Annotated in this window: 35 protein-coding genes; 10 read left to right on the top strand and 25 right to left on the bottom strand. The window is 60.6% G+C overall.

Annotation, left to right across the window (positions count from 1 at the left end; genetic code table 11):
• Window positions 1-10 precede the first annotated feature (10 nt).
• The 25 genes from ACHMW7_RS16190 to ACHMW7_RS16070 form a co-directional block, all read right to left on the bottom strand.
• Complete coding sequence (locus ACHMW7_RS16190) at window positions 11-568, bottom strand: hypothetical protein (RefSeq protein ID WP_395451190.1); 558 nt, start codon at window positions 566-568, stop codon at window positions 11-13.
• 62 nt (window positions 569-630) lie between these two features.
• Window positions 631-1,626: a N4-gp56 family major capsid protein gene (locus ACHMW7_RS16185; RefSeq protein ID WP_395451189.1), complete on the bottom strand. Its 996-nt coding sequence runs from the start codon at window positions 1,624-1,626 to the stop codon at window positions 631-633.
• Between the two features lie 35 nt (window positions 1,627-1,661).
• On the bottom strand, window positions 1,662-2,651 hold the full coding sequence (locus ACHMW7_RS16180) for a hypothetical protein (protein WP_395451188.1): 990 nt from the start codon (window positions 2,649-2,651) through the stop codon (window positions 1,662-1,664).
• Window positions 2,648-2,833: a hypothetical protein gene (locus ACHMW7_RS16175; RefSeq protein WP_395451187.1), complete on the bottom strand. Its 186-nt coding sequence runs from the start codon at window positions 2,831-2,833 to the stop codon at window positions 2,648-2,650. Before ACHMW7_RS16175 ends, ACHMW7_RS16180 begins: the two co-directional genes overlap by 4 nt.
• Window positions 2,834-2,847: 14 nt before the next feature.
• A complete protein-coding gene (locus ACHMW7_RS16170; protein ID WP_395451186.1) occupies window positions 2,848-3,069 on the bottom strand; it encodes a hypothetical protein in 222 nt (73 codons plus the stop codon).
• Window positions 3,070-3,178: 109 nt separating this feature from the next.
• Window positions 3,179-5,566 carry a hypothetical protein gene (locus tag ACHMW7_RS16165; protein WP_395451185.1) on the bottom strand — a complete coding sequence of 796 codons (2,388 nt, stop codon included), beginning with the start codon at window positions 5,564-5,566 and terminating at the stop codon, window positions 3,179-3,181.
• The gene (locus ACHMW7_RS16160) at window positions 5,566-6,309 is read right to left on the bottom strand and encodes a hypothetical protein (RefSeq protein ID WP_395451184.1); all 744 of its coding nucleotides are present in this window, start codon (window positions 6,307-6,309) and stop codon (window positions 5,566-5,568) included. Before ACHMW7_RS16160 ends, ACHMW7_RS16165 begins: the two co-directional genes overlap by 1 nt.
• The gene (locus ACHMW7_RS16155; protein WP_395451183.1) at window positions 6,309-8,675 is read right to left on the bottom strand and encodes a hypothetical protein; all 2,367 of its coding nucleotides are present in this window, start codon (window positions 8,673-8,675) and stop codon (window positions 6,309-6,311) included. Before ACHMW7_RS16155 ends, ACHMW7_RS16160 begins: the two co-directional genes overlap by 1 nt.
• Window positions 8,676-8,685: 10 nt before the next feature.
• On the bottom strand, window positions 8,686-8,973 hold the full coding sequence (locus ACHMW7_RS16150) for a hypothetical protein (RefSeq protein ID WP_395451182.1): 288 nt from the start codon (window positions 8,971-8,973) through the stop codon (window positions 8,686-8,688).
• A 3-nt stretch (window positions 8,974-8,976) separates the two neighbouring features.
• Complete coding sequence (locus ACHMW7_RS16145; protein ID WP_395451181.1) at window positions 8,977-9,393, bottom strand: hypothetical protein; 417 nt, start codon at window positions 9,391-9,393, stop codon at window positions 8,977-8,979.
• Between the two features lie 2 nt (window positions 9,394-9,395).
• Window positions 9,396-9,956, bottom strand: a complete 561-nt coding sequence (locus ACHMW7_RS16140) for a hypothetical protein (RefSeq protein ID WP_395451180.1) — start codon at window positions 9,954-9,956, stop codon at window positions 9,396-9,398.
• A gap of 5 nt (window positions 9,957-9,961) precedes the next feature.
• Window positions 9,962-10,270 (bottom strand): hypothetical protein, encoded by a 309-nt coding sequence (locus tag ACHMW7_RS16135; protein WP_395451179.1) that lies wholly within the window; start codon window positions 10,268-10,270, stop codon window positions 9,962-9,964.
• A gap of 3 nt (window positions 10,271-10,273) precedes the next feature.
• Window positions 10,274-11,059: a terminase large subunit domain-containing protein gene (locus tag ACHMW7_RS16130; protein ID WP_395451178.1), complete on the bottom strand. Its 786-nt coding sequence runs from the start codon at window positions 11,057-11,059 to the stop codon at window positions 10,274-10,276.
• The gene (locus ACHMW7_RS16125) at window positions 11,059-11,616 is read right to left on the bottom strand and encodes a terminase small subunit (RefSeq protein WP_395451341.1); all 558 of its coding nucleotides are present in this window, start codon (window positions 11,614-11,616) and stop codon (window positions 11,059-11,061) included. The genes ACHMW7_RS16130 and ACHMW7_RS16125 overlap by 1 nt, the downstream gene beginning before the upstream one ends.
• 60 nt (window positions 11,617-11,676) lie before the next feature.
• Window positions 11,677-11,973, bottom strand: a complete 297-nt coding sequence (locus ACHMW7_RS16120; protein ID WP_395451177.1) for a hypothetical protein — start codon at window positions 11,971-11,973, stop codon at window positions 11,677-11,679.
• Between the two features lie 37 nt (window positions 11,974-12,010).
• The gene (locus ACHMW7_RS16115; RefSeq protein ID WP_395451176.1) at window positions 12,011-12,187 is read right to left on the bottom strand and encodes a hypothetical protein; all 177 of its coding nucleotides are present in this window, start codon (window positions 12,185-12,187) and stop codon (window positions 12,011-12,013) included.
• 797 nt (window positions 12,188-12,984) lie between these two features.
• A complete protein-coding gene (locus ACHMW7_RS16110; protein ID WP_395451175.1) occupies window positions 12,985-13,524 on the bottom strand; it encodes a transcription termination/antitermination protein NusG in 540 nt (179 codons plus the stop codon).
• A complete protein-coding gene (locus ACHMW7_RS16105; protein ID WP_395451174.1) occupies window positions 13,525-14,214 on the bottom strand; it encodes a MucR family transcriptional regulator in 690 nt (229 codons plus the stop codon).
• Window positions 14,211-14,480, bottom strand: coding sequence for a hypothetical protein (locus ACHMW7_RS16100; RefSeq protein ID WP_395451173.1), 270 nt, complete (start codon window positions 14,478-14,480; stop codon window positions 14,211-14,213). The genes ACHMW7_RS16105 and ACHMW7_RS16100 overlap by 4 nt, the downstream gene beginning before the upstream one ends.
• Window positions 14,477-14,653 (bottom strand): hypothetical protein, encoded by a 177-nt coding sequence (locus ACHMW7_RS16095; RefSeq protein WP_395451172.1) that lies wholly within the window; start codon window positions 14,651-14,653, stop codon window positions 14,477-14,479. Before ACHMW7_RS16095 ends, ACHMW7_RS16100 begins: the two co-directional genes overlap by 4 nt.
• Window positions 14,650-14,913 carry a hypothetical protein gene (locus ACHMW7_RS16090; RefSeq protein WP_395451171.1) on the bottom strand — a complete coding sequence of 88 codons (264 nt, stop codon included), beginning with the start codon at window positions 14,911-14,913 and terminating at the stop codon, window positions 14,650-14,652. The genes ACHMW7_RS16095 and ACHMW7_RS16090 overlap by 4 nt, the downstream gene beginning before the upstream one ends.
• Entirely contained in the window at window positions 14,910-15,377 is a 468-nt protein-coding gene (locus ACHMW7_RS16085; protein ID WP_395451170.1) for a helix-turn-helix domain-containing protein, read from the bottom strand. The genes ACHMW7_RS16090 and ACHMW7_RS16085 overlap by 4 nt, the downstream gene beginning before the upstream one ends.
• Window positions 15,378-15,383: 6 nt before the next feature.
• Window positions 15,384-15,626 (bottom strand): hypothetical protein, encoded by a 243-nt coding sequence (locus ACHMW7_RS16080; RefSeq protein WP_395451169.1) that lies wholly within the window; start codon window positions 15,624-15,626, stop codon window positions 15,384-15,386.
• Between the two features lie 136 nt (window positions 15,627-15,762).
• Entirely contained in the window at window positions 15,763-16,599 is an 837-nt protein-coding gene (locus ACHMW7_RS16075) for a hypothetical protein (RefSeq protein WP_395451168.1), read from the bottom strand.
• A gap of 11 nt (window positions 16,600-16,610) precedes the next feature.
• Window positions 16,611-16,985: a DUF1064 domain-containing protein gene (locus ACHMW7_RS16070; RefSeq protein ID WP_395451167.1), complete on the bottom strand. Its 375-nt coding sequence runs from the start codon at window positions 16,983-16,985 to the stop codon at window positions 16,611-16,613.
• 101 nt (window positions 16,986-17,086) lie between these two features.
• Between ACHMW7_RS16070 and ACHMW7_RS16065 the strand changes: the two genes are divergently transcribed.
• The 10 genes from ACHMW7_RS16065 to ACHMW7_RS16020 all read left to right on the top strand — a co-directional run bounded on the left by ACHMW7_RS16065 (window position 17,087) and on the right by ACHMW7_RS16020 (window position 22,021).
• Window positions 17,087-17,494 carry a hypothetical protein gene (locus ACHMW7_RS16065; RefSeq protein WP_395451166.1) on the top strand — a complete coding sequence of 136 codons (408 nt, stop codon included), beginning with the start codon at window positions 17,087-17,089 and terminating at the stop codon, window positions 17,492-17,494.
• Entirely contained in the window at window positions 17,494-17,880 is a 387-nt protein-coding gene (locus ACHMW7_RS16060; RefSeq protein WP_395451165.1) for a hypothetical protein, read from the top strand. The genes ACHMW7_RS16065 and ACHMW7_RS16060 overlap by 1 nt, the downstream gene beginning before the upstream one ends.
• On the top strand, window positions 17,880-18,269 hold the full coding sequence (locus ACHMW7_RS16055) for a VVA0879 family protein (protein WP_395451164.1): 390 nt from the start codon (window positions 17,880-17,882) through the stop codon (window positions 18,267-18,269). The genes ACHMW7_RS16060 and ACHMW7_RS16055 overlap by 1 nt, the downstream gene beginning before the upstream one ends.
• Window positions 18,270-18,360: 91 nt before the next feature.
• A complete protein-coding gene (locus tag ACHMW7_RS16050) occupies window positions 18,361-18,861 on the top strand; it encodes a hypothetical protein (protein ID WP_395451163.1) in 501 nt (166 codons plus the stop codon).
• Entirely contained in the window at window positions 18,858-19,040 is a 183-nt protein-coding gene (locus ACHMW7_RS16045; protein ID WP_395451162.1) for a hypothetical protein, read from the top strand. The genes ACHMW7_RS16050 and ACHMW7_RS16045 overlap by 4 nt, the downstream gene beginning before the upstream one ends.
• A 2-nt stretch (window positions 19,041-19,042) precedes the next feature.
• Window positions 19,043-20,098: a hypothetical protein gene (locus ACHMW7_RS16040; RefSeq protein WP_395451161.1), complete on the top strand. Its 1,056-nt coding sequence runs from the start codon at window positions 19,043-19,045 to the stop codon at window positions 20,096-20,098.
• A gap of 2 nt (window positions 20,099-20,100) precedes the next feature.
• Window positions 20,101-21,210, top strand: a complete 1,110-nt coding sequence (locus ACHMW7_RS16035) for a hypothetical protein (RefSeq protein ID WP_395451160.1) — start codon at window positions 20,101-20,103, stop codon at window positions 21,208-21,210.
• Between the two features lie 3 nt (window positions 21,211-21,213).
• A complete protein-coding gene (locus ACHMW7_RS16030) occupies window positions 21,214-21,633 on the top strand; it encodes a hypothetical protein (RefSeq protein WP_395451159.1) in 420 nt (139 codons plus the stop codon).
• Window positions 21,630-21,815 carry a hypothetical protein gene (locus ACHMW7_RS16025; protein ID WP_395451158.1) on the top strand — a complete coding sequence of 62 codons (186 nt, stop codon included), beginning with the start codon at window positions 21,630-21,632 and terminating at the stop codon, window positions 21,813-21,815. The genes ACHMW7_RS16030 and ACHMW7_RS16025 overlap by 4 nt, the downstream gene beginning before the upstream one ends.
• Entirely contained in the window at window positions 21,812-22,021 is a 210-nt protein-coding gene (locus ACHMW7_RS16020) for a hypothetical protein (RefSeq protein ID WP_395451157.1), read from the top strand. The genes ACHMW7_RS16025 and ACHMW7_RS16020 overlap by 4 nt, the downstream gene beginning before the upstream one ends.
• Window positions 22,022-22,073 lie beyond the last annotated feature (52 nt).

The raw sequence follows: 22,073 nt of genomic DNA, 5'->3' as shown, positions 1-22,073 counted from the left end.
AGCCCTCCCCTTACTGGTTGTCGCCGCGCCACGCGACATAGCGGAGCAGCTTGGCTTCTTCGGCGATCACCGAACCAATGGTGAAGCCCTTGGCGGCCGAACCGGCAGCACCCTCGTAACGAGAGATTGCCGAGGTGCCGGTGGCACTGGCAGCAGCCGCAGCGACGGCAACGTTGTGGACAACGTTGACGGTGACCGTGGCATCGTCGATGCCGGCGGTCGTGTCGCTGGAGACGTAGACGTTCTCCGAGCCGAAGGTGCCGCGCAGGGTGCCTTCCTGGATGACGAAGAAGCCAGCTGCGTCGCCGCCGGCAAACGAGCCGGAGTAGAGCAGCACTTCCTTGACACGAGCCGTGGCGCTGGTGGTTGCACCCTTGATCGTATCGCCAGCTGCAATCGTGGTGGTGCCGCCCGAAGTAAACGGGACGATCCAGTCCAGGAATGCGGTGGTGATCAGATCACCGTCGGTGCAGTTGTAAAGCTGCACCATGTTCGGCACGAAGCCGAGGCTGATGTTGAGAGCCGCGCCGTTGCCGACGGTGATCCCAGTAATTGGCTGACCCTTCATAGGATCGGTCCTTTCAAAGATTGAGGAGAGGAAGCGGGGCCGGAGCCCCGCCAATCAGGGGATCAGAGGGCGGTCGTCGCCACTTCGAGGCGGGCCATCCAGAGCTGGTTCAGCACCAGGGCTGCCCACCAGGTCTTCCAGCCGACATAGCCGCGCTGGCCGAGCGGATCGTCCTTGGTCTTCTGGCCGACAGGGATGATGGTCGGCGAGATCGAGCCGGCGCCACGCAGGGCAACCTGGCCCCACGATGCCTGCGCGAAATACATGACCGGATAGACGTCGGCCGAAGTGCCGGAGGTCGACACCATCGAGCCCTTGGCGCCGCCGGCATCAAGGAACGGGTCGAGATCGGGCGACAGGATGTAGCGAACATCCTCGACGGTGCCGATTTCATATTCCGAGATCGGGTTGCGCTGGCCGTATTCCGCCACCGGCAGGAAGCCCGGCATGTTGCGAATGTCCGAGGCAAGATCGGTATGACCGACGGCGACATAGGCTGCTTCCACGGCGCGGGTCGCGAAATTCTGCGATGCGCTGAGGATTGACGTGATCTTCATGCCCTTCTGAGCCATCAGGGCACGGGTGACCGCGCGCTGCTTGGACAGAGAAATCGGGGTGTTCACGTCGGTACGCTGGGTACCGTTGGCATAGAAGACGTTGGTGCCGCCGCGAACGACGCCGTAGTTCAACGCCTCGATGGTGCGCCCAACGTTCTGGCCACACTGAAGGGTCGCGTCCTGGAGGACGGGATCTTCGTGCAGGTCTTCGATCTTGTCGGTGATCTCGACGACCATACCGTACTGGGTCAGCGTCGCGGAGACGTCGTCATAGCCGAACGAAGTGGCAGTCGGGGTGACACCTTCCTGGAGCGGAACCGTCGCCGCATCGAAGACGCGGGGGCGGCGGAACTTGATGGTATCCGACTTGTTCTTCGGCATCTGCTTGGGAGTGGCGAGCTTTTCCAAGACCATGACGGGCTTGGCGTGCTCGAGCATCTGGTCGGCAGCATAGACGTTTGTGCGCTGGGAAATCCCAGCGTCGCCATAATGCGTGGTCATTTCAGCAGTCCTTTCAAAGGGAACTGCTCAACGGGTCAGGCGCGGGCTTTTTGGGCTTTTTCAGCCTGGATCGCGGCCCAGATGGCGTCTTCGTCGCCTTCAGCGGGAATCCCGGTGATGGTCGGACGGCCACCCGTCCTCTGTGGAGAGGCAGAGCCCTCGATCTGGCGTTGGCGCCTGTCGTCGAGCTTGGGTTGGGGTGCGGGCTGCGGAGTTGGCGCGGGCGCCGGTGGCTCCTTGATCAGCCCGAGATGTCGCTTGAAACCTTCGATGACTTTGGCCGCACCGTCGCTGTCAGCGATGAATTGGGCGTTCTGGTGCGCGGCTTCGCGAATGCTGCGGGGCTGGTCCTCAACCCAGGCAACAAAGGCCTTGCCGTTCTTTGCCAGAACATCCTCATAATCGGGATGGACGGAGAGCAGTCTCTTGGTTTCGCCGTCGACAATCTCGTTGAGCTCGGTCCGGGCGGATTCGAGATCGGCCTTTTCCGTATTGCTGAGATGGTCGAGTTTCCCGTCGATCTTCTCCAGCGCCTTGATCAGGGGCTGGCCGATGTCAGGGTAATCCTGCTGGATGCCGGCGATTTCGTCGCGGGCGTTTCCAATATCGCGGCTCGGCGTGGCCTGAGCGGCATTGATCTTTTTCTGGAGCGCACTGATGCGTCCGACGCTCGAACGATAGCGCTGCTCAAACTTGGCCTTGTCGGCGCTGGCCGCTTCGAATGCGGCCTTCTGCTCCGGCGTGGCGGTTGCCCAGATATCAGCATTGCCGGCGTCTGCGGGCTTCGATGGTGCGGGCTCAGCGGCCGGCGCACCAGCTTGTGGCTCTACGACCGCTGCGGCTGGAACGGGCTCTGGCGTGTCGCCGCCATCGTCCTTCGCGGCTTTTTCAGCCTGGACTTCGTTCCAGATTTCGTCCTCGCTCTTTGCTCCATCGGCGAGACGCGGATCGAGCAGGTTGAGGTCGTCCGCCGAGAGGGCGGCAGTTTCGGCGGCGCTAGGCGCGGCCTGATTGGCTTCAGTCACTTCTTGGCCTCCATACCAACGGCATCGATTGCCTTCTTCATTTCGGCCTGCTTCTTCATCGCTGCCTTGAGGCGGGCCGGGTCCGCCTTGACCTTCTCGGCTTCGATCAGGGAGCGGAGATCGCTCTCGGCTTCCCATTCCTTGTCGATCATCGGGCTGCAGCCCATGCTCTTGGATGCCATTTCTGGGTTCCTTCTCAGTACTCAATGCCGCCGCTGGTGACGGTGATCTTGATCTGTTCTTTCCCGAGGTCGAGCAGAGCGCGCAGCGCCTTGATCTGGCCGCGCTCCACATCGGTCTCGGTCTGCGTCAGGGACGGCATTTCGAGCCGTGTCCGCGCCTTTTCGATCTCGGATTCGGCGTGAGCCTTGACCGCCAACCACGTCGTGCTGTTGGCTTCGATCTTGAAGTCGCTCATGGGGTGCAAAGCCGCGCCATGTCGCACCACAACCAGACCGATTGCGGTTCACCGAGCATGACCAGTCCGATTTGGCTGGCAACGACCAGGATCAGCACAAGGATTGACCTCACGCCGGGCTGACTTCGCCATTGGGCTTGCCGCCGGCCGAGAGATAACCGCCGCTGCCCTGAGGTTCTTCGCCACGCGCACGCGCTTCCGCAGCACTGGCGGTTTCCAGCGCTGCCTCAGCCGCAAAAACGCGCTCCTTCGAGTTAAGCGTTTCCTTGTGCATGGTTAATTTGGCTTCGAGCTGATCAAGCGAGATGTTGGAGGTTTGCGCCAGCTTGATCAGTTCGGTTTCACGCTGGATCAAGGCGATGTCGCGTTTCGCTTCGTTGTCCATGTTGGACTGAGCGATCATCGCATCGATCTTCATGGTTTCGAGCTCGAATTGTTTCTCTGCCAACTCGACCTTTTTCATCTCAGCCTGAGCGACGGCATCGTTTGCGGCCGCGCTCGCCATCAGCGCATCGATCTCGTTATCGGTGAGAACGACGTCGGCCGCCGGGATCATCAGGGCCTGGAACATCTTGCGCAGAACCTCACGGTTCCTCAGCATCGGGCCATAGATCGGGTGGCCGCCAAGCTGGGTCGCAACGGCCATAAGCGTCTGGGCCTGCATCTCACGCACCAGGAGGACCGAGGAGCCCCGGGCATCGACCTCGTAGTCGCCCTTGATCTCCGTCTTGGGGTTGAACTGCATGTTCCAGTCGTAGAACCGGCGGATATCCGGGGTGGTGACGTCGTCGTCGAAGTTCTTGACGATGCGGCGGAACACGACGTTCGCCGAGTTCATCAGCAAGGCCATGCCCTGCACGGTCTTCGTTGTGTTGCCCTGCTCGCCTTGGGCGATCTGGGGCATTGCCGTCATGTCATCGACGAATTGCTTCGAGAGCGTGATGATGTTGGCGAACTGGATCTGGTTGTTCGGGATATCGAAGGTCTCGAACGGACGATTTTCCTTCGGGATACCCTCATTGGCGAGCCAGACCTTGACGCCGCCGCCGATCGTCCAGTCGCCGTTTTCCGGCTCAACCTTGCCCTTGGCGACGATGATCTGAGGACCAGCGCTGGACCCAGCATTGTCCATCATCATGCGCCATGCGGCGTTCAGCGACTTCTGCGGATCGCGCATGATCGAAGGGATGCCGTAGCCGAAGATCGAACTCTCGTCCTTGACGAGGTTGAACACCGAATACATGCACTCCCCGGAATCGTAGGGATAGATCGAGAATTTCAGCAGTTCGCCATCGCAGAACCAGACCACGGCGTTGAGTTCGGTCAGCGGATCGACCTCACCCAAGTCCCTCACGGTGTCTTCGTCGCCGAAGGCCAGTGCCAGGTCTTGCATATCCTCGGCACTGAGCGGGCCGGAGTATTCCCAGACGTGATAAAGCTCGCCGGTAACCTGCTGCTGGTCTTTCGAGATGTTGCGCAGCGTCGCCATATAGGACGGTGCCGCCATCTTCGGTTTCGACTTCAACAGCCGACGGATCGCGTCCTTGTCGAACCCCTTGAGCTGAGCGAGACACTTCAGCTTCTTGGTGTTCATCAAGTGGCGTTCGAGGACACCCTCGCTTTCTTCGATGTTCCTCGCATCCATGTCAGGGAAGAACGACCAGAGATCGACCCATCGCATGGCTGGTCGGTCACCGTCGGACATCTGCAGGGCGTAGTCGCCACCTTCAGCCATGACGGGCTGACCGTCAGCGCAAACCTGCGGTGTTCCATCAGGGTTAGTCGCGGCAACCTGCTGCTTCTGCCAGCCCTTGCGGATTTTGTCCCCTGTCACCGGCCCCTTGGTGACCCCAGTACCGATCTTGCAGGCGTCCTCGATCTGATCGCGCTTGACGGCGTGATAGTTCGATTCCTTGAGCTGGTCGTCGATCTCGGCGGCCATGAGGTCGCAACGGCGCCGACCTTCCTCGATCAGCTTCTGAAGCAGTTCAGCCTTGGCTTGAGCTTCATTGGCCTGCTGCTGCATGGCCTGAGCCTGAGGGTCAGGCGGCTGGCCTTCCTGCTGTGGGGCTGCTTTCTGGGCATCCTCGGCCTGCTTGCTGGCCTGTGTCGCAGCCTTTTCGGCATCTTCCGCTGCCTTGGTCAGGCGCGGCACCGGTGTTGGCTGGATGCCCCAGTTCTTGTCATCGGTCGGGAACAGCAGATCCATCAACCGCGCCGACATCGCATCGGTCTTTGGACGGGTCAGATTGATGAACAGTTTGGACTTCTTGCCGGCGTTGAGCTTGCGTTCGGTGTCGGCGTCATAGCGGCCATGGTACTGGGCAAGGTCTTCGAGCCAACGGTCTTCGAGCGACTGCCGTGCCGCGATACGCTTGGTGGATTCCGCCTCGAGGCGTCCAATGATACCCATGAGCCGTGCGGCCAGTTTCTGGCGCTCGACCTCCGGGTTGACCTCGGGCTGCTCCTGGTCCTGCATGGCGAAGTCTTCGGCCATCAGTAACCGGCGTCCGAATCCGAGATCATCGACGAGGCACCAACCGTGCGGTCAGGTGCCTGCACCGAAGCGATCTTGTCCCATGTCGCAATGAGATAGCGTCCTGCATCCATAGCGTGATCGAATTCCTTCACGATCTTGCCGTGCTCATCGCGGCGGTAGAGCTTGTATTCGGCCTTGAAGTTGACCAGCGTCGAGAAGACCTTGAGCCTTCCCAGTTCGAGCCGCTGCCAGACCTCGTAGAGGCCGCTTTCGACAGCGTTGACGGCATTGACCAGATGGAGCCCCTGCCCCTTGTAGTCGGCGATCAGTTGCTCGCCGTCGCGTTGCGACCGGCCGCGCGCAGCGGGATCGATCGCACCCTTGATCCATTCACCGCGGGCTTTGATCGCAGCGGCATGAACGATCGGCAAAGCGTGCCCGCGATAATGCTCGGCGTAGAAATAGATCGTGCCGTCAGACGGATCCTGCGCTCCCCAAATGGCAGCGGTGCATTTCCAGCCCACATCGAGGGCATAGGCCCGTTTCCAGAACCGTGGGATCGCGAACGGGGCAACCTCGATGTCCTCAAGCTCGACCGGGTAAATCGCGCCTGAGCCAAGCGACGGAATGCCCTGCGACCGTGCCTTGCGAAGATGTGGCGGCGTTGCCGCCAGCAACTCGGCTTTCGTCTTCGCGTCCAGGTGCGGGACGTCGTTCCAGCCCGCTTGCACCATAAACTTGGATGAACTGATCTCGGGCATCAGTGCCCCATCCACTTGCTCATCGAGAACATACAACCTGCTCCGTGAGCATCGCCTGCCGGTGATGACGCTCCGCTCACACTGAGCGTGGCAGCAGTCCCGGAGACTGAGTAATTTCCATTGGCCGCTGACAGCTGCCGTGATGTGCGAAGCGTGGCCGGCGAGCCTGTGGCCGCATACGAACCTGTCAGGGCCGCAACCTTGCGGGCTATACTCAAACCGGCTGCAGTGCCTGAAACGGCATAACTGCCGCCGTTGGCAACAATCGAGTAGGCACCGACGGTCGTAAGGACCAGCGTCGCATCGGAACCTGTGATGCTGTAGGTGCCTGACCCTGCCGCAAGCTTCGATGTCTTGCGAAGCGTAACCGGCTGGCCTGAAAGGCTATAGGGACCGGAAACAGCCGAGACCTTGTAGCCAACGCGCAAACTAGAGGCACTTCCGCTGACCGAATAACTGCCGCCTGATGCTGTAAGCGGATAAGCCCGCCTCAGTGCCGCTGCTGTTCCGCTCAACGAGTATGAGCCGGCATTAGCCGCAACCAGGCGCGCCAGCTTCAGCGTGGCCGATGTGCCAGAGACTGAATAAGCCCCGGATACGGCAGCAACCTTGAAGCCTGACTTGAGACCAACCGCTGTCCCGGCAAGGGCATAGGAACCCGAAACCGCTGCAATCTTGAAGCCGCGCTTCAGCCCCGCCGCTGTTCCACTGACTGCGTAACTGCCTGACGTGGCCGAGATCGGGAGCCCACGCCGAATTGTCGCTGCGCTGCCAGAAACAGCATAGGAGCTTGCCGAAGCGGCTACCTTACGGCCAAACTTTAGAGAGGCCGCGGTCCCCGTGACCGCATATGATCCTGCATCTGCTGCAATCGTGTAAGCCGTCGTGCCGATCGCATAGGTGATGACAATGATGCCTTGCGCACCGATGCCGCCGTTTCCGGTATCACCACCGCCTCCGCCGCCACCACCGTAGAGGGCACCAGCGCCACCGGCGCCGCCAGAGAAACCGCCGCCACCACCACCGCCGCCAGAGCCATGGGTGTTGTCCCACTCGACGCCGACGCCACCAGCGGCACCTGTGGTGACACCGCCACCACCGCCACCACCTACGGCACCGCCTGTGCCTGCTCCCGCTCCACCAGCGCCGCCGCCGTTTCCATATGGTCCAGAGCCGCCGGCACTACCATTCGCGGCACCGTTGGTGCCTGCGGTGGACATGTTGCCACCGGCCCCACCGCCACCACCACCGCCATCATTGGAGCCCGTGGCACCGGCACCGCCGTTCTTGCCGGCGCCACCGATACCACCGGCACCGCCACCGCCCGCGCCTTGGCCGCCAGCATCTCCCAAGCCGCCATTGCCGCCAGCGAATTTGACATCGCCGATGCCAGAGGTGTCGCCACCTGCCCCGCCTGCGGTTCCTGTCGAGCCGGTACCGGCCTTGGCCGAGACCTTGGAGCCTGCAAGCGTGGTGCCGCCGAAACAGGTGTCTGCACCGTTCGCGGAACTGGTCGCACCACCTGTGCCAACAACTACATTCTCGGTCGAACTGAGACCGGTGACATTGTACGAAGCCGAATAGGCTCCACCGCCGCCACCGCCACCCTGAACATCTTCGCCAGCGCCACCACCGGCGATAGCCTCGATGCAGTTGACGTCGGACCAGTCTGACGGCTTGGTCCAGGTGCCGCTGCCCGTCGTCGTGATGTAGGTAGTGACGAAACTTGTGTCAGGCTTGATCGCAAAGGCAATCGAGATCGTGACGCCGTCCGTCTGTGCCCATGTCAGCGACCCGGTGCTGGCCGCTGTCGTCTGCGTCCGGCAGGCCAATGAAACAGCGCAGTCCGAACCGCCAGTGCTCAGATGCTCGAAGCGCTCAGTCAGCGTTCCGGGGCTGGTCGTGCTCTGCGTCGAGACCGCTTCGTCGTTGCCGACATTGTAGACGATGAGTCCAACCATGCAGTTGTTGACGCTTGGCGTGATCGCCGCATGGGTCTCATTGCCCGATATATTGTCTTCGAGCGTGTAGGTGTCGAACGGATCGCCGGTCGGGTATGCATAGCGGAGAACGACGACGCCGCCAGCCGAAGATCCTGTAAACCCTGATGCCGTGATGGTCTTGCTGGCCGTCGCCGACGTGGCCCGCTTCCACCACAACGAGCCCTTGGAGGTCTCAGAATTCTTCTTCGTCCAGGCGTTACCACCGGTATCGTTGTCGGTGACGGACGGGGCAGTTGTCGCATCCCGGTTTGTCGATGCAAAGACCAGGATGTCCCCGGTGCGCACCGTAGAGGGAATCGTGATCGTAAACGATGTGGTCGGGTTGGCCGAACCAACCGCGGAACCGACGACGACAATGGCCATATCTCAGGCCTTAGCGGACTTCCCAAAACGGGCGGACATCACCACCGCCACACATGAACCGGGGATGCTTTCGGCCGCAGGTGCAGTGAAAGATATAGATGTCCGGTGTCGTTTCGGCGGGGCTGCTGTAAAGCGCCTCGATCTCGTGGTTCTCAGGATGTCGGCAGCAGGAAGCAATCTTCTGGTTCTGCTCCAACGCCTCGATGAACTTGGCCGGGATCAGGCCGCCGAGCTTTGCCACGGGATAGCGCGGGCAAGCCGGGATCTGTGTTGGTGGCAAGTCGAGATGCAGACCCATCGGTCAGGTCATCGTCAGGATCGAGGCGCCAAAATCGACTGTGAAGGTTTCCCCGTTGCCCAACGTGAAGTTGGCGCCGTAATCCCATGACGCGATCAGCCGATCGGTCGTAGAGGTATCGTCATGCATGGAGACATAGCGGCCAGCCGCCCAGTCGGCGGCCGACGCCGTCCAGACCACATCAACACCGGTCATGGTGACGGTGCCGCCCGACCGGGTGCTGTCGTTCTGGGTGTCTTCGCCGCCGGCGGTGTAACCGGTACCGGTGATCTGGGTCAGGTCGGCGAGCTCGTCATCGGTGGCCACCACCGGCGCGTCGGAGTGGATCACCACCTTCAGCGTGTCGGTGGTGCCGAACAGGTCGAAAAGCTTGTCGCAGAGGCCCTGGATGAAGGGTTCGTATTTTACATACGTGGCCATGATCAGGCCTCCTCGGCGGCGACGAGCTTCTTGAGCGCGGCGAGCCTAGCCGTGTAGTCGACGATGAGCGCCTGTGCGGCGTCTTCATCCTCGGCAAGCTTGGCCTCACGATCATCGAGCGCGGCGGCGCGGACCTTGAGCCCGTTTTCCGTGGCGGCGTTGACCTCGGCGACCTGCTTCAGTGCCTTGCGTTCGCCAGCGAGTGCCGCCTTGTCTTCGGCGGCCTTCTTGTCGCGGTTGATGCGGCTCTGTTCGAGCTTGGCCTGTTTGGCGTCGACGTCGGCCTCATGCTTGGCGAGGGCTTCCTCGCGCTCAGCAAGGGCGCGTTCGGATTCGGCGATTGAGGTAACGACCTTGCAGAGTTCGTCATCCTTGCGCTGAAGGGCTGCCGCGCGGGCTTCTATGCCAATGCGCTGAGCAGCGAGATCGTCGGACATAGCCGCGATCTTGGCTTGGTGTTCCTGCAACTCCGCAATCCGGGCAGCAAAGGCTGTCGGATCGCTGACCAGCGTCATCAACCCTTCGAGCACGCCAGCTTCCTGGCCTCGTGATCCAGACATCATGTCGATCAGCTCCCGTTGATTGCGGCCAGCTTGAAGCTTTGGCCGACTGGAACGCCATAAAAACGTGTCTCGCCGGCCCCTAGGCGATGTTTGGTCGTCGCTGCCGTCGGATTGGTGCCGAATGCGATGTGAGCGGCGGCCGAGGCGTGGACCATGATGAAGGCGGTCTGCGCATTGAATGCGCTGGACTGGGTCGATGCGACCGGGTTGGCGATCTGCTGTTCCGCGATGGCTGGCTCCTTCCCGGCAAGGATTATGTAGTTGTGGGCGTCGCGTGCCAGCGTGGCATATTCGGTGATGTAGACGTCTGCCATTGCCTATTTCCTCTCAAACTCTGCCGGCCGCTCCTCAGAGGGCATGAACTGCAAAACTGTCTGAGTCAGGCCTTCAAGCGGCGTGAAGCTCAGCATCACAAGGCCATTGGTGGTGGCTGTACGGATGATGCACTCGCCGTAGACGTCGACAGGGCATTCCTCGTCAAGCCAGATCACATGCTGCGCGGTGCCTTCGAATGAGCCCCGGCCCTGCTGGTAGGACTTGAAGCCAAGCGTCGACCATTTGCCGCTGACATGCCGGACCTTGATCGTGTCGACGAGGTCTTGGACGCCCTGTTTCCAGCTCGGGAGGCCGATCAGTCGGCCCGGAACCATCCCGGTGCCGGTCACAACCTTGCGCTGGCCCTCGAATGTGATCTCGCCAAGCATTGAAGCCTGGACAATGTCGCGGGTCGTTTCATTGGTCTTGCCGGCAGCCCAAGCCCTGATCGGACCATCGAAGCGTCGGCCTTCCCACCACTCGGGGTAGAGCCCGGTCAGGTGTGCCGTGAGCTCGTACCCAGATCCAAAGGTCTTCCCGACGCGGTTGGCCGCCAGAAAGCAGCGCTCTCGATAGTCGGCGCCGGCGTGGAAGAACTCCAGGTGCTTTGCGTACTTGGCCCGAGCATGGATGATCCGACCATCAGGCTGGATCGTGTCCTGATCTGGGAACAGGGTGTAGAAAAGGCGTTGCGACTCTCGCTTGGCGCGTTCTTCCAAGAGAGCGGCCAATCGTTCCTTCTGCTCACGCGGAAGGGCGCGGACAACCTCCAGGTCTATGGCGAGCATCAATGTGCGGTTTTACCCGCCGCCTTTGGACTGCCGGCCAATGACGCGATCTCACGATCAAGTTCGTCGTCCGGGATATCCTCAAACCGATGGGTGACCGTCAGTTCCTTGCGCTCGATGAACATGCCGAGGTGCTTGGCGATCTTCTCAAGCGCGCTGTTCTTGTCCCACATCTTGATCTTGTGGACGTATTCGACCGGGGCTCGGGAACGCCTCAGCGCACCGCCATGCGGCTGGCCTTCGAGATCTTCGTCGATCTCGGTGCCGCCAAGCGTGCGTGTCACCACCTCAATTGATGCGACAGAGGCCGCGAATTCGTCGCTCCATTCCTCGGGCCGCTTGAGGTTGCCGTTCTCGTCGAATGCCGCCCGAACGTCAGAAGTGCCAAGCCTTACAAGCTCTTGCAGCACGCGGACGATATCGATTTCGGCCTTTTCAGCAGTCTTGGTCTGCAATTCGGCGACGCGCATCATGATGTCATCATTTGACATCAAGCGCGCGGCGTTTTGACGATGCGGCTTAAACCCGGCTTCGGCATACGCAGTCTCGGGAACCATGCCTTTGGCTAGGCCCTGAGCAAATGCCTCATGCTTGGGGTTGCGGAGAATAGGCACGGCTTACGCAATCACTCCAGCTACCGCGTTTTGGCGATACTCTGGGTTCCGCCCATATACGTTGGGGTCGCTCGGCTCGTCGCCGAGTTCATAGCGACCAATCGTCTTGCCATTGTCGTTCATGACGAAGCATGTGCCGCCAGTCAGCGGGAAACGGGTTCCTGCTGAGACATGGCCCACCGGCTCAATCCAGAGCGTCGGCGGGCACCGCCCAAAATCGGCATAGGGCACATAGTTCACGATGGGCGAAGCGTAGATCATTTCCTCGCCGGAGATCTGGATATGCTTGATGGTGAGCATGTGTCTGCGTCCTTGTGTTGCTTCGGGGTGCTGCTGGTTAGATCGGTTCGCGCAGATCGATCGCTTGCCATTCGAGGAAGTCTGCAAGCTCTTCGGCGGACATTGCGTGAAGGCATAGCGCGATCATGTTTTCGAGCGCAGCCTTGTTGGCGCGCTTGAGATAGTCGGCAGTTGCCTGCTCTGACATCTCGTTGATGCGGTCATGGGAGGCCATGGAGCTACCTCGCGCGAGGGATTGTGGTATGGGCGAGCAGGCGGCTGGGATTCCAACCCTTTGGCATACCTCGTATGACCTGCTCGATTTATCAGGACGGGCCGGACTTGATACCGGCTCCCCATGTTGTCGCAGCCTATGGCCTACAGCATTAGCTTGCTCGCATACGGCTCACTACGACATTTGCCGTTCGATTGCTTGCCCGCCGCGCGCGTCCTTCCGCGCTGCCGTCCTGAACTGAATGCAAGGGCCGGGCGCAAAGCCCGGCTTTCGACGCGGTTTCCGAAAGCACGCTCTCTCGGCTCGTCCGCTCGGCTTGCGTGAAGCCGCCTCGCAACTGTGAATTCGTCTGAGAACTGCTTACGCACTCCGTCGGGCCCTAACACCTCGACGGGGAACGGGCGCTAGACGCTCAGCCTAGAAAAGGCTGCGTACTGATCAGCATTCGTCCCAAGTGCTGCATAGGGTGATTTGGTTGGAAATATCAAGGGGATGGTGTGGATAGAGGCTATCGGGCTTGCTTAAGCGCCTCGCGCATCTCGTCAAAGCTCTTCCAAGGGACCGGCGCCCAATTCGGGCACAGCCTGCCAAGCCAAGGCATCCGAGGCTTCAAGCATCCGCAGGCCCCAGCAAGGCGGCAATTGCCATAATGGTCTGCGATGTAAGCCGCGATCTCTGTTTCCTTCGCTTGCATACGGTGATCTTTCCGTTGCGGTCCTGATGCATTTCCAAGCCAGCATCACGAAGCGCCCGGCACAGGGCGCCGAATTGCCTGTCTCGTTCTTGGATGGGCGTCATCACGCCGCCTGTATCAGGTCTTCCGGCACCAGAACGACCTGATCCTTGCCGAGCATCTTCTCCAGCACCAGCCTTGCAAAGCCTGGCTTGACCTTTCCGCCCTTGAAGGTGGCGAGAAGATTGTCAAATGGGCCGCCTATGATCAGCACCTGATCGCCCTCGGTGAACCCTTGGCTCCCCTTGCCTTGATCGAAGAAGCCTTCGAAGCAGAGATAGCGAAGCTGCTCCACGGCCTTGAAGTCCACCGGGATGGCGCGATCGGTGCCCGAAGCCCTGACCACCTGAGCGATATGCTGGAACTTGCGGTGGTGCTTGTTCACCGTCTTGGTCTGGTCGATGGATAGCTGGGCGAATAGATAGCCCGGCATAAGCAGCATCTCGGTTTCCTTGCGCTGCCCCTTGGTATGTTTGACTAGGGTGAAGCGCTTGAATGTCGGCATGAAAACGTTGATGCCGGCTTCACTAAGCTCTACCGAAGCGCGACGATCGCCGCGAACCGTGGGGCGAAGGACATACCATTTGGGCTTGTCGTCGTTCATTCATGAACCTCGAGCTAGCGGCGCCTGCGCCAAGTGAACCTGATTGGGGCCCTCTTGCTGGGGAGCAAGGGACTGCCAGCGCTCTCCCTTACGAATGCCTTTGACAGTCGTTCGGGATATGCCGAAACGGCGGCATAAATCCCCTGTCCGTTCCGTCGAATGCTTGATTTCCGAGGCTTGTTCGGCTGTTAGTTTCGCCGCGGCGTTGGTTTCGCCAATCCCATACGATGCAATCCGCGAGACCATCTCTGCTTTGGTGGCAGGAACGTTCGGCCTGTAGTTACTGGTCCGTGTGCGATTGGTCCCCGCCTCCAGCATCTTCTCAATTTTCGGGCGGGCCTCTTCGCTGGCCCAATACCGGCGCGCGGCGTCACTTTTCCCTTCGCCGACGAGCCCGCGGCATTGAGGGATGCCGAATCTTTCTTTGTAGTCCGCTGCATCAATGTTGTGGATGCGGGCCGTGTGCGGGCTTAGTTGCCGATAGAACTTTCCGCACAACAGACAGGCAATCTTATCGCCCCTCAGATATGCTGCTATTTCCTCGTTGGTGCGAAACTTCTCTGTCTTGGGATAGCCCGGCAAAACACTGCGGGCGTATTCGAACACCTCTATCGAGCCGCGCGGCTTCCGCTTCTGCATGGCGGTGCCTGATCTGCGATTCTTCGCGTTGGAATAGATGAATGTGCTCATCGTGTCTGACCCTCCGCAAAGCGTGGATCGACATAGGTCACGACAGGGAGAGGTTGTGCGCCCCACATATCCACGAGGGCTACGCCGAGGTCAGTCAGGTGATATGGCGACTCGCCGTCCGCATGGTTTTGACGGTTTTCCAGAACGCCAATTTCCTTCAGCCGGCTCACGGTGTCGTCGAAAATTGGCGCATTGCTTTGCGGGCACTCGCTAAAACTGCCGTAGTGATGCAGGATGATCTTCATCTGGAATGGTGACCAGCTCATCGTGCCGCCTCCATGGCATCGGCTATGCGCTCCATGGCCGTGACGAACCGGTCGGCAATGTCGAACATGTCTGCTTGCTCTCTCGCTTGACGCGCCTGCCAAGATATCTGCTGGTCTTCGGCAAGCTTCTTCCGAGCAGCCTTCCGGGCGTCGTACATTTCCTTCGGTGTCATCGTGCTGCCTCCATGTGTGTTCTTGCGATGTCAGTCACCGCATACCGGACATCAGACCTGCCACCGGGCTTGCGCTGCGGCTCGCCAAACAGAAGCGCGCCTTTCCTCATCAGCCCTTCGACCAAGGAATGGGAAATCTCTGGCCCATTAGGCTCCAAGGTCCACCAGACCGTGCGGTCGCGGTCGAAGTGGCACCACAGCGTAAGACCGCCGACGATCTGCTCGAGCAATTCGGATTGAGGCTCTGTGAGGCGCATCATCCTGCCTCCACCGTCGGGCGCTGACCTGACTTCTGGACGCCGCCGTATTTCGAGAGGATGTGCAAAATCGATGAATGATCGCGATTGAAGATATGCCCGAGCTTCGTTGAAGAGAACTCGGGCCTGAGTTTGTTGATCAGGAGAATTGCCTCGATCCTGGCGGCCAAAACCTCGTTCCGCTTCATGCCCTTCATGGTGATGTCAGATGGGTGGACACCGTGAAGTTTGGCGAAATGGCGGATGATCTCCTTAACCGGAATGCGTTGCCCGCTTTCGAGCCACCCAGCTTCAATCTTGCGCGCCGCGGCCACGGCATTGGGCCAGTCCAGTGCGCGCTGCTCTTCGGCGCTCAATGCAGGTTCTGCGGGCCCCTGTTTCCGCGCCTCAGCAATCTGCCGGCGCCGCTCGTTCACAGCCCGAACGAATTCTGGTCGGTACATCACGTTCTGATGTTCAACGTACATCTGGCCTTACTCCTGTGTACCCATGCGCTCGCGTGCCGACGGATTGTCGGGCACCTGCGCCACCAACTCGGGATCTAGGCTTGGAATGAAGGTGCTGGCCTTGTCGTAGCTGGCGCAGAACTCGGCATAGAGCCGCTTGCCCTTGGCGATCTGCGCCGGCGACTTCGCTACCGGCTGGAATTTCGCCTGCTCCTCGGCAAGGCGCGCAAGCCTGTTCTCGCGGTCGCGCCGTTCCTCGAGAGGTCGCATAGCCTTGTCGCATTCCATGCGAAGCTCTGGCGGGCTTGGGAAGAACGCGTGGCCAAGCGCGCCGCGAAGGATTGACCTGACACCCTCAGCCAGGCCAAAGCGCGTCACGCCCTCAAGGGCAACGTGATAGGCTGCCCTATCCAATTCGGCCGAGGAGATCGCCCGAGACGGCAAAACTCCGAGAGACGCCAGCGCCGCCGATTTCTCGCGGTCTGTCGCCTTGGCCCAAACGTCGGTCTGCTGTGCTGGTAGGTTGCTCATGAGGGATGATCCCTTCTTGCCTTGCGTCTTCGCGGAACATTTCGCCGATCGATTTGGGCTTGGCCGGCGGTGGCCTTATTGCGGCAGAAACCCATGAAATCGGATCGCCGATACGCTCGGTTTCAGCTTGTTGGATTTTTTGGAGGATGAGGCGGCAGTCGTCTTTGGCATCGCGTAGCCACTTGCCGATCATCGACTTGGCTGATGTCTCGGTCTTGCCGGTTGTGCGGACGATCGACGCCACGCCCTCGGTCCACAATCTTTCACGAAAGTCGACTGGCCCGTCAGATGCGCCAGCATCTGATAGGTTCTGGCTTCTGGCTTCTGGCTTCTGGGCTTTATCCTCGGCCTTTACGGTGGGGTTAACCCTGTTCTTAAGCTTTGGGTTGCCGCCCCGTTTACCGTTGGCTTTATGAGCTTCAGCCTTCTCCTGATCGCGCTGCATTCGGCGGCTAAAGATCACCCCGTCGTTATCGCGGCTGAAGACGCCCGCGGCTTCCAATTCGGCCAGTAGGGACGAAACCTCGTCGATGGACGAGCCGGCGAGCGACGCAAGTTGCCTGTCGATCACTGGCCTGGAATTGACACGTAGCGACCCGTAGGGCTCAGCCTCATGCATGATGCAGAGCATTTCCATCCACAGGCCGCGCGCGCCGACGGAGCACATGCGCAGGGCTGGGTCCGCTCGCCAATCACTGGTGTAGAACTTCATCCACGGAGGGCTCATGCGACCACCTCGACGTTGATGCCAAGGAGGGACTTCATCAGCTTTTGCTTGAGCTTGAAGACCGGCGTTTCGACACCCTTGACGTCGATGACGCGAAACCTGTCTTCGACATGATCCCAGAATGCGAAGTCACAGCGATAGGTGGCGATCAGCAGCCCATCTGGCCCGATTAGGGCGAAGGGCCGTTGCATCTCGACACCGGACACCTCGCCGGCCTTCTCGCGCAGCTTGAGTACAGCGTAATAGTCGGACTCGGCCTTGCTATCGAAGGTCTGACCATCGAGCACGGTCCGCTTCGCTCCGAACTTGTTGCGCTTCGGCTTGGCCTTTTCCCGGCGGAACTCGGCGGCTGTCATTCGTTGCTGCTTCATGCATCCTCCAACCGTCGGAGGACGACGAGCACACCAGTTGAGCCACCACTGGCCCGCGCAAGGCGCCTGACCCTACCGGAGGCGATCAACTGGTTGAGGTAATGATGGAAGATGGAGACGCAGCGGAAGCCGAGATCCGCGGCAACCTGGCACCGTGGAACCTCAAAGCTGTTTCCGACCGGAGCAAGCCCGGTGAAGTAGGACAGCATTTCCTGGGTGCGGGGTGTCAGATGTGGCATTCGGCCTCACTGATCAGCCGGCGCGCCAATGATGTTTCCGTCAATCTGGACAGTGGCATCCCGGAATATTCGGTCGATGCCGTTCTTGTCGGCGGGCAGGATTTGCTTCGCAGCAAATCGACCTTCACCCGCATGCTGGCGCTCTACATCGTCGAACAGGCTGACAGCAGCTGCTGGCTTCAAGAGAAGGTCAACGAGCGCGAGGGCGTCGTTTATCGCGGCCTTGGCGGCAATGATCCTGACGGGCATTTCCGTCGGAGTGCCGCGTGATGGCTACGAAGCCCGAATGCCCCTACTGCGGAAGGACGACCGGCCTTCGCCAAGTCCATGAAGGTTGCGGCAGCATCCCCGCCGAGTACACCTGCGAAGGCTGCTTTACGGCTACAGACACCGGGCCGTGTTTTGACGATCTGCCGCTTGCCCCGGTCACGATGACTCCGCGCGAAGCAGGTGAAGCCGCCTTCTTCGAATGCGAAGGTAACAATGCTGCATGCCTCAAGGCGGCGTTTGATGCGTATGAGGCGCAGGCCAAACAGGCCCCCGATCTGCTGGCTGTGCTGAAAGAGGCGGCTGACTTCATCCAGCCGTTCAACCGCGCTGCGGATTTGCTCGACAGGGTCGAGGCGGCGATCGCCACCGCTAAGGAGACCGCGTGATGCAAACCATGACCCTCCCAGAATTCCAAACGGCCTTGAAGGCCCAAGGTGTCAAATCGCATGAGGATTTCGCGTTCAAATGCGTCATCTGCGGGACGATCCAGTCTGGTCGCTCGCTGATCAAGGCTGGCGCCGGCAAGACCTTCGATGACGTGGAAAAGTTCGTCGGGTTCTCCTGTGTAGGACGCTTCACCGATGCTGGTCCTCACAAGAAGGGCACCGCACCTGGACGCGGCTGTGATTGGTCGCTTGGCGGTCTGTTCACGCTGCACTGTCTCGATGTTGTCGACAGTGAGGGCAAGCACCACCCGCGTTTCGAATTGGCATCCCCAGAAGAGGCGCAAGCCTTGGCCGAGCAGAACGCGGTCGCGCAGGTGGCGTCATGCTGAGCAGGATCGTCAACAACCTTGAACCGTTCGAACTCGTCGGCCTCGCGATCATGTTCGCGCTTGTCGTCGATGCTGTTGAAGGATGGCTGTGATGGCCCACTACGCGACATGCCTGAACTGCGCAGTCGACCAGTCTGCCTGTCAGCGCCGCGCGAACCTCCGCGACGCCATGAAGGGCCAGCACGTTTACAGCCTGAAATTCAAATGCAGCGACAGGCGCCCGATGTTCGCGGCCGGTCAGCGCATCGAGTTCGACTGGGTGATGTGGGAGCAGTCAGGCGACGACGACGAGGGACTGCCGCTTGTGTTCAACGGCACTGTTCTTCGCGAACGTGGCACCAAGTTCGTCGTGCAGGTCGACCGTAACGCTGACGCCTCCGGTGAAGGCATCAAGGCCGAAGACGTCTTCAAAAACAACGACCAGCTTCTCATCAAAGTCAGACCGGCCAGTATGCGCCCGATTGACGAGCCCACTCGTTCCGTTTGCGGGGTTTGCTACCGAGTTGAGGGCGTCGCTGAAGACCGCTGCTACAGGATTGGCGACGGCTGGACCCCAGTCGGCTGCACTCAAGATTCGGCGGTGCTTCCATGAACGCCCCGTTCGTCCGAGGCGCTTCGCTGCAGGCTGAACCGCCAAGCCGCGAACTCTATCGCCCAACACTCACCGAAGAGCGCATCGCAATCGAAACCATGCTGCGCTCCGACATTTCCCAAGAACTCCGCCGCGTCCTTCACGACCGCGAGCGGGAGCTTGTTGCACGGGAGGACTGAATATGAACGCGCAATACGCATGGTGGACTAAGGCTCTGGAAATCGGCGGTGGTCGTCGGCTTTCCCGCGAGCAGCAGCAGGCGCTCGGCATCACGACTGAGCCTCAGGCTGGCTTTTATCGCAAGCGCAACAAGGACGGCCAGGATACTCCGGTCGCTATCTGGCATGTGCCGGGCAGCATCGTGGCGACGGCCGGTGACAACCCGGTCAACGCCGTTGATGTCTGGACGTGGTGCTGCCAATGGCCGGTCAGCGAACAGGTCTGGCGTGATGTCGCCGAGAGCGGAAATGCTTGGCCTGACGATGCGCCATCGGTGCCGAAGGAACACAACCAGTCGTCTGACCCGCACGAGGCGCTAACCATCGAATTCGCTGGTGAGAAGGAACTCGCGGAATCGTTCCTCGAAACCCCCATCACGACGCAGGAGCAGGCCGACAAGGCTGCTGTCTGGTCAAAGCGGCTCGCCGGCATCGCAAAGAAGGCGGTCGATCTTCACAAGGTCGAGAAGCAGCCAAGCCTCGATGAAGGCCGTCGAATTGACGACAAATGGCGCGACGTCCGCGAAGGCGCTGATGGGCTGTCGAAGAAACTCAAGCGGCACATGGATGATTTCCTACGCGAACAGGATCGTCTGGAACAAGAACGCCAGCGCAAGGCGCGCGAAGAGGCTGCACGCATCCAGCGTGAGGCCGATGACGCGAGGCTTGCCGCCGAGAGAGCCGCTGTCGCCAAGGTTGCCGAAGGCATCTCTGATGCCATGGCGATTAAGGAACACAACGACCGCATCGCCGAAGCAGATCGGCTGAGCCGCGAGGCTGCTGATGCGGCAAGGGATGCCGAAGCCAGGAACGCCAACGCCGGCAGGACCGGGGCTCGCGTGGCGCTTCGCACCTTCGTCTCTGCCCGTGTCACGGACTACCACGCGGCGGCGAAAGCCCTGCTTGATGCCAACCACCGCGACCTCAAGGACGCGATCGACCAGCTTGCGAACCGTGCCGTTAAGGCCGGCATCGAACTGGCCGGCGTCGAGCGGGTCGAAGAGAAGAGGGCTGCATAGCCATGAACGCTCAGACCGAATTGCGCCTCCCTGCCCTCGCTGGCGGCGGCCACGTCGTCGCCATCATCCCCCAGTCCTTCGAAGAGACGTGGCGAGTTGCCAGAGCAGTGCTGAAAGGCGGACTGGCCCCGAAGTCGCTCGTCGGCAAGCTCGTCGGTGACGACGCAGTCAGCGCTGTTGCTGTCGCGATCATGTCCGGCGCTGAACTCGGTTTGAAACCGATGGTGGCGCTGCGCAGTTTCACCGTCATCGAGGGCAAGCCCGCCCTTTACGGCGACGGACTGATCAACGTCGTTCGGCAGTCGGGCCGCGTCGCCTACCTTCGCACCGGCTTCGGCAGGGACAACATCAAGGTCATGCAGGCCGCTGGCGTGCTGCCGTCGGACGAAGACGAGAAGGATCGCCCCGGTTCGATCCAGGCAGCACTCAACGCCCTGACGCCGGATGAGCGCACTTGCGGCTGGTGTTCCGCAAAGCGCAGCGATACCGGCGAAGAAAAGACTGTCCTGTTCACCGTCGCGGACGCCAAGCGTGCTGGCCTTTGGCAGGACAGCCCGACGAAGCCCGGCTATGCGTGGAAGGGCGGGAACAAGGTCTGGGACGAAAAAGCCCCCAACACCAGCCCTTGGTTCCGCTTCCCGCAGCGCATGGCTCCATGGCGCGCCGCCGGCTACTGCCTCCGCGAATTGTTCGGCGACGTCCTTGGTGGCATCCAAGACGAGTTCGAAGTCCGCGAAATTTCCGAAGTCGAGGAAATGCGCGATGTGACGCCATCACGTCCGGCAGTGCTTCGGCCACCATCACCGACAGCATTGATGGCCGAAGCCGAAACCATCGAACACGAGACGGTCGAGGAACAGACCATCACGGAGACGGAGGCAACCTCCGAGCAGTCCGAACCCGGCGAAGATGACACCGGCACCGACTACGGCGATTATTTCGAGCGGCTGGAGGAAGCGCTGCAGGGCGCGGCTGATGCCGCTTCGATCGAAGAAGTCTGGACAGATTTCGACCCCGAAGCGAAGTTTCAGGATGACAAGGAAAGCCGGGAACTGGCCGACCTGATCAAGCGCCGTCGCCTCACCGCCATTCACCCTTTGAATGGGATGTGAGCGATGGCCAAGAAACCAGAAAAACCAGTCTACGCCTTCGTTCGCCGCGGCAACCATTTGGTGCCCGAATGGGACATGGACATCCATGCGCTCGACGGCATCAGCCAGGGTCAGCGCGTCCGGATCGAGATCAAGGAATTCCGCAACGTCGGGCGGCACCGCGCCTATTGGGCGATGCTGCAGGAAGTGGTTGATGCCACCGAATGCGCACTGTCAGCCGAACGCCTGCATGAAGTCCTCAAACTCGAAACCGGCGTCGTCGACCTGATCGGACTGCCGAACGGCATGAAGGTCGCAATCCCCGGCTCGACCAGCTTCGACAAGATGGAGGAAGGCGAATTCGAAGCCTTCTTCACAGCCGCCGAGCGCTGGCTTTCCCAGACCTATGGCTATGTCCATGAACGCAAACGGAGGGCGGCATGACCACCTCAGCCGAACGGAAAATTAAGCGCCTCGAAAACCGCCTCGAAAACCGCATCGAAGAACTCAAAGCGGAATGTGAGCTGTACCAGATGATGGCTCACGACCTCGCTTCGGAAGGCATCATCGCGGCCATCACGCGCAAATGGCCGGTCATCGCCAAGAAGTGGGAGCAGGCAGAATGAAAAAGCTCGTCTCCGTCTCATCCTACACCCGCGAGCCCGCCGGCTATTCGCAGTTTGTGAAAACCACCGACCAGCTGCGCGCCGAAGTCGCCAACGGCGACCACGTCTCCTTCATCCTCATTGCCGAGCTCGAAACGGTGCTGACCGGATTCCGCGGCGAAGCGATCGATATGCCGGGTGCCAGCACTGCTCGGGAGGCCTTCTGATGGCCCGCGAAGTCGAAGAATGGATCGGTCGGACAGATGACAGCCAGCCCTC

The sequence above is a fragment of the Aminobacter sp. UC22_36 genome (assembly GCF_044056035.1).
GTDB lineage: Bacteria > Pseudomonadota > Alphaproteobacteria > Rhizobiales > Rhizobiaceae > Aminobacter.
Note: the sequence above shows the minus strand (reverse complement) of the source record. Positions and strands in the feature narration are given on the sequence as shown.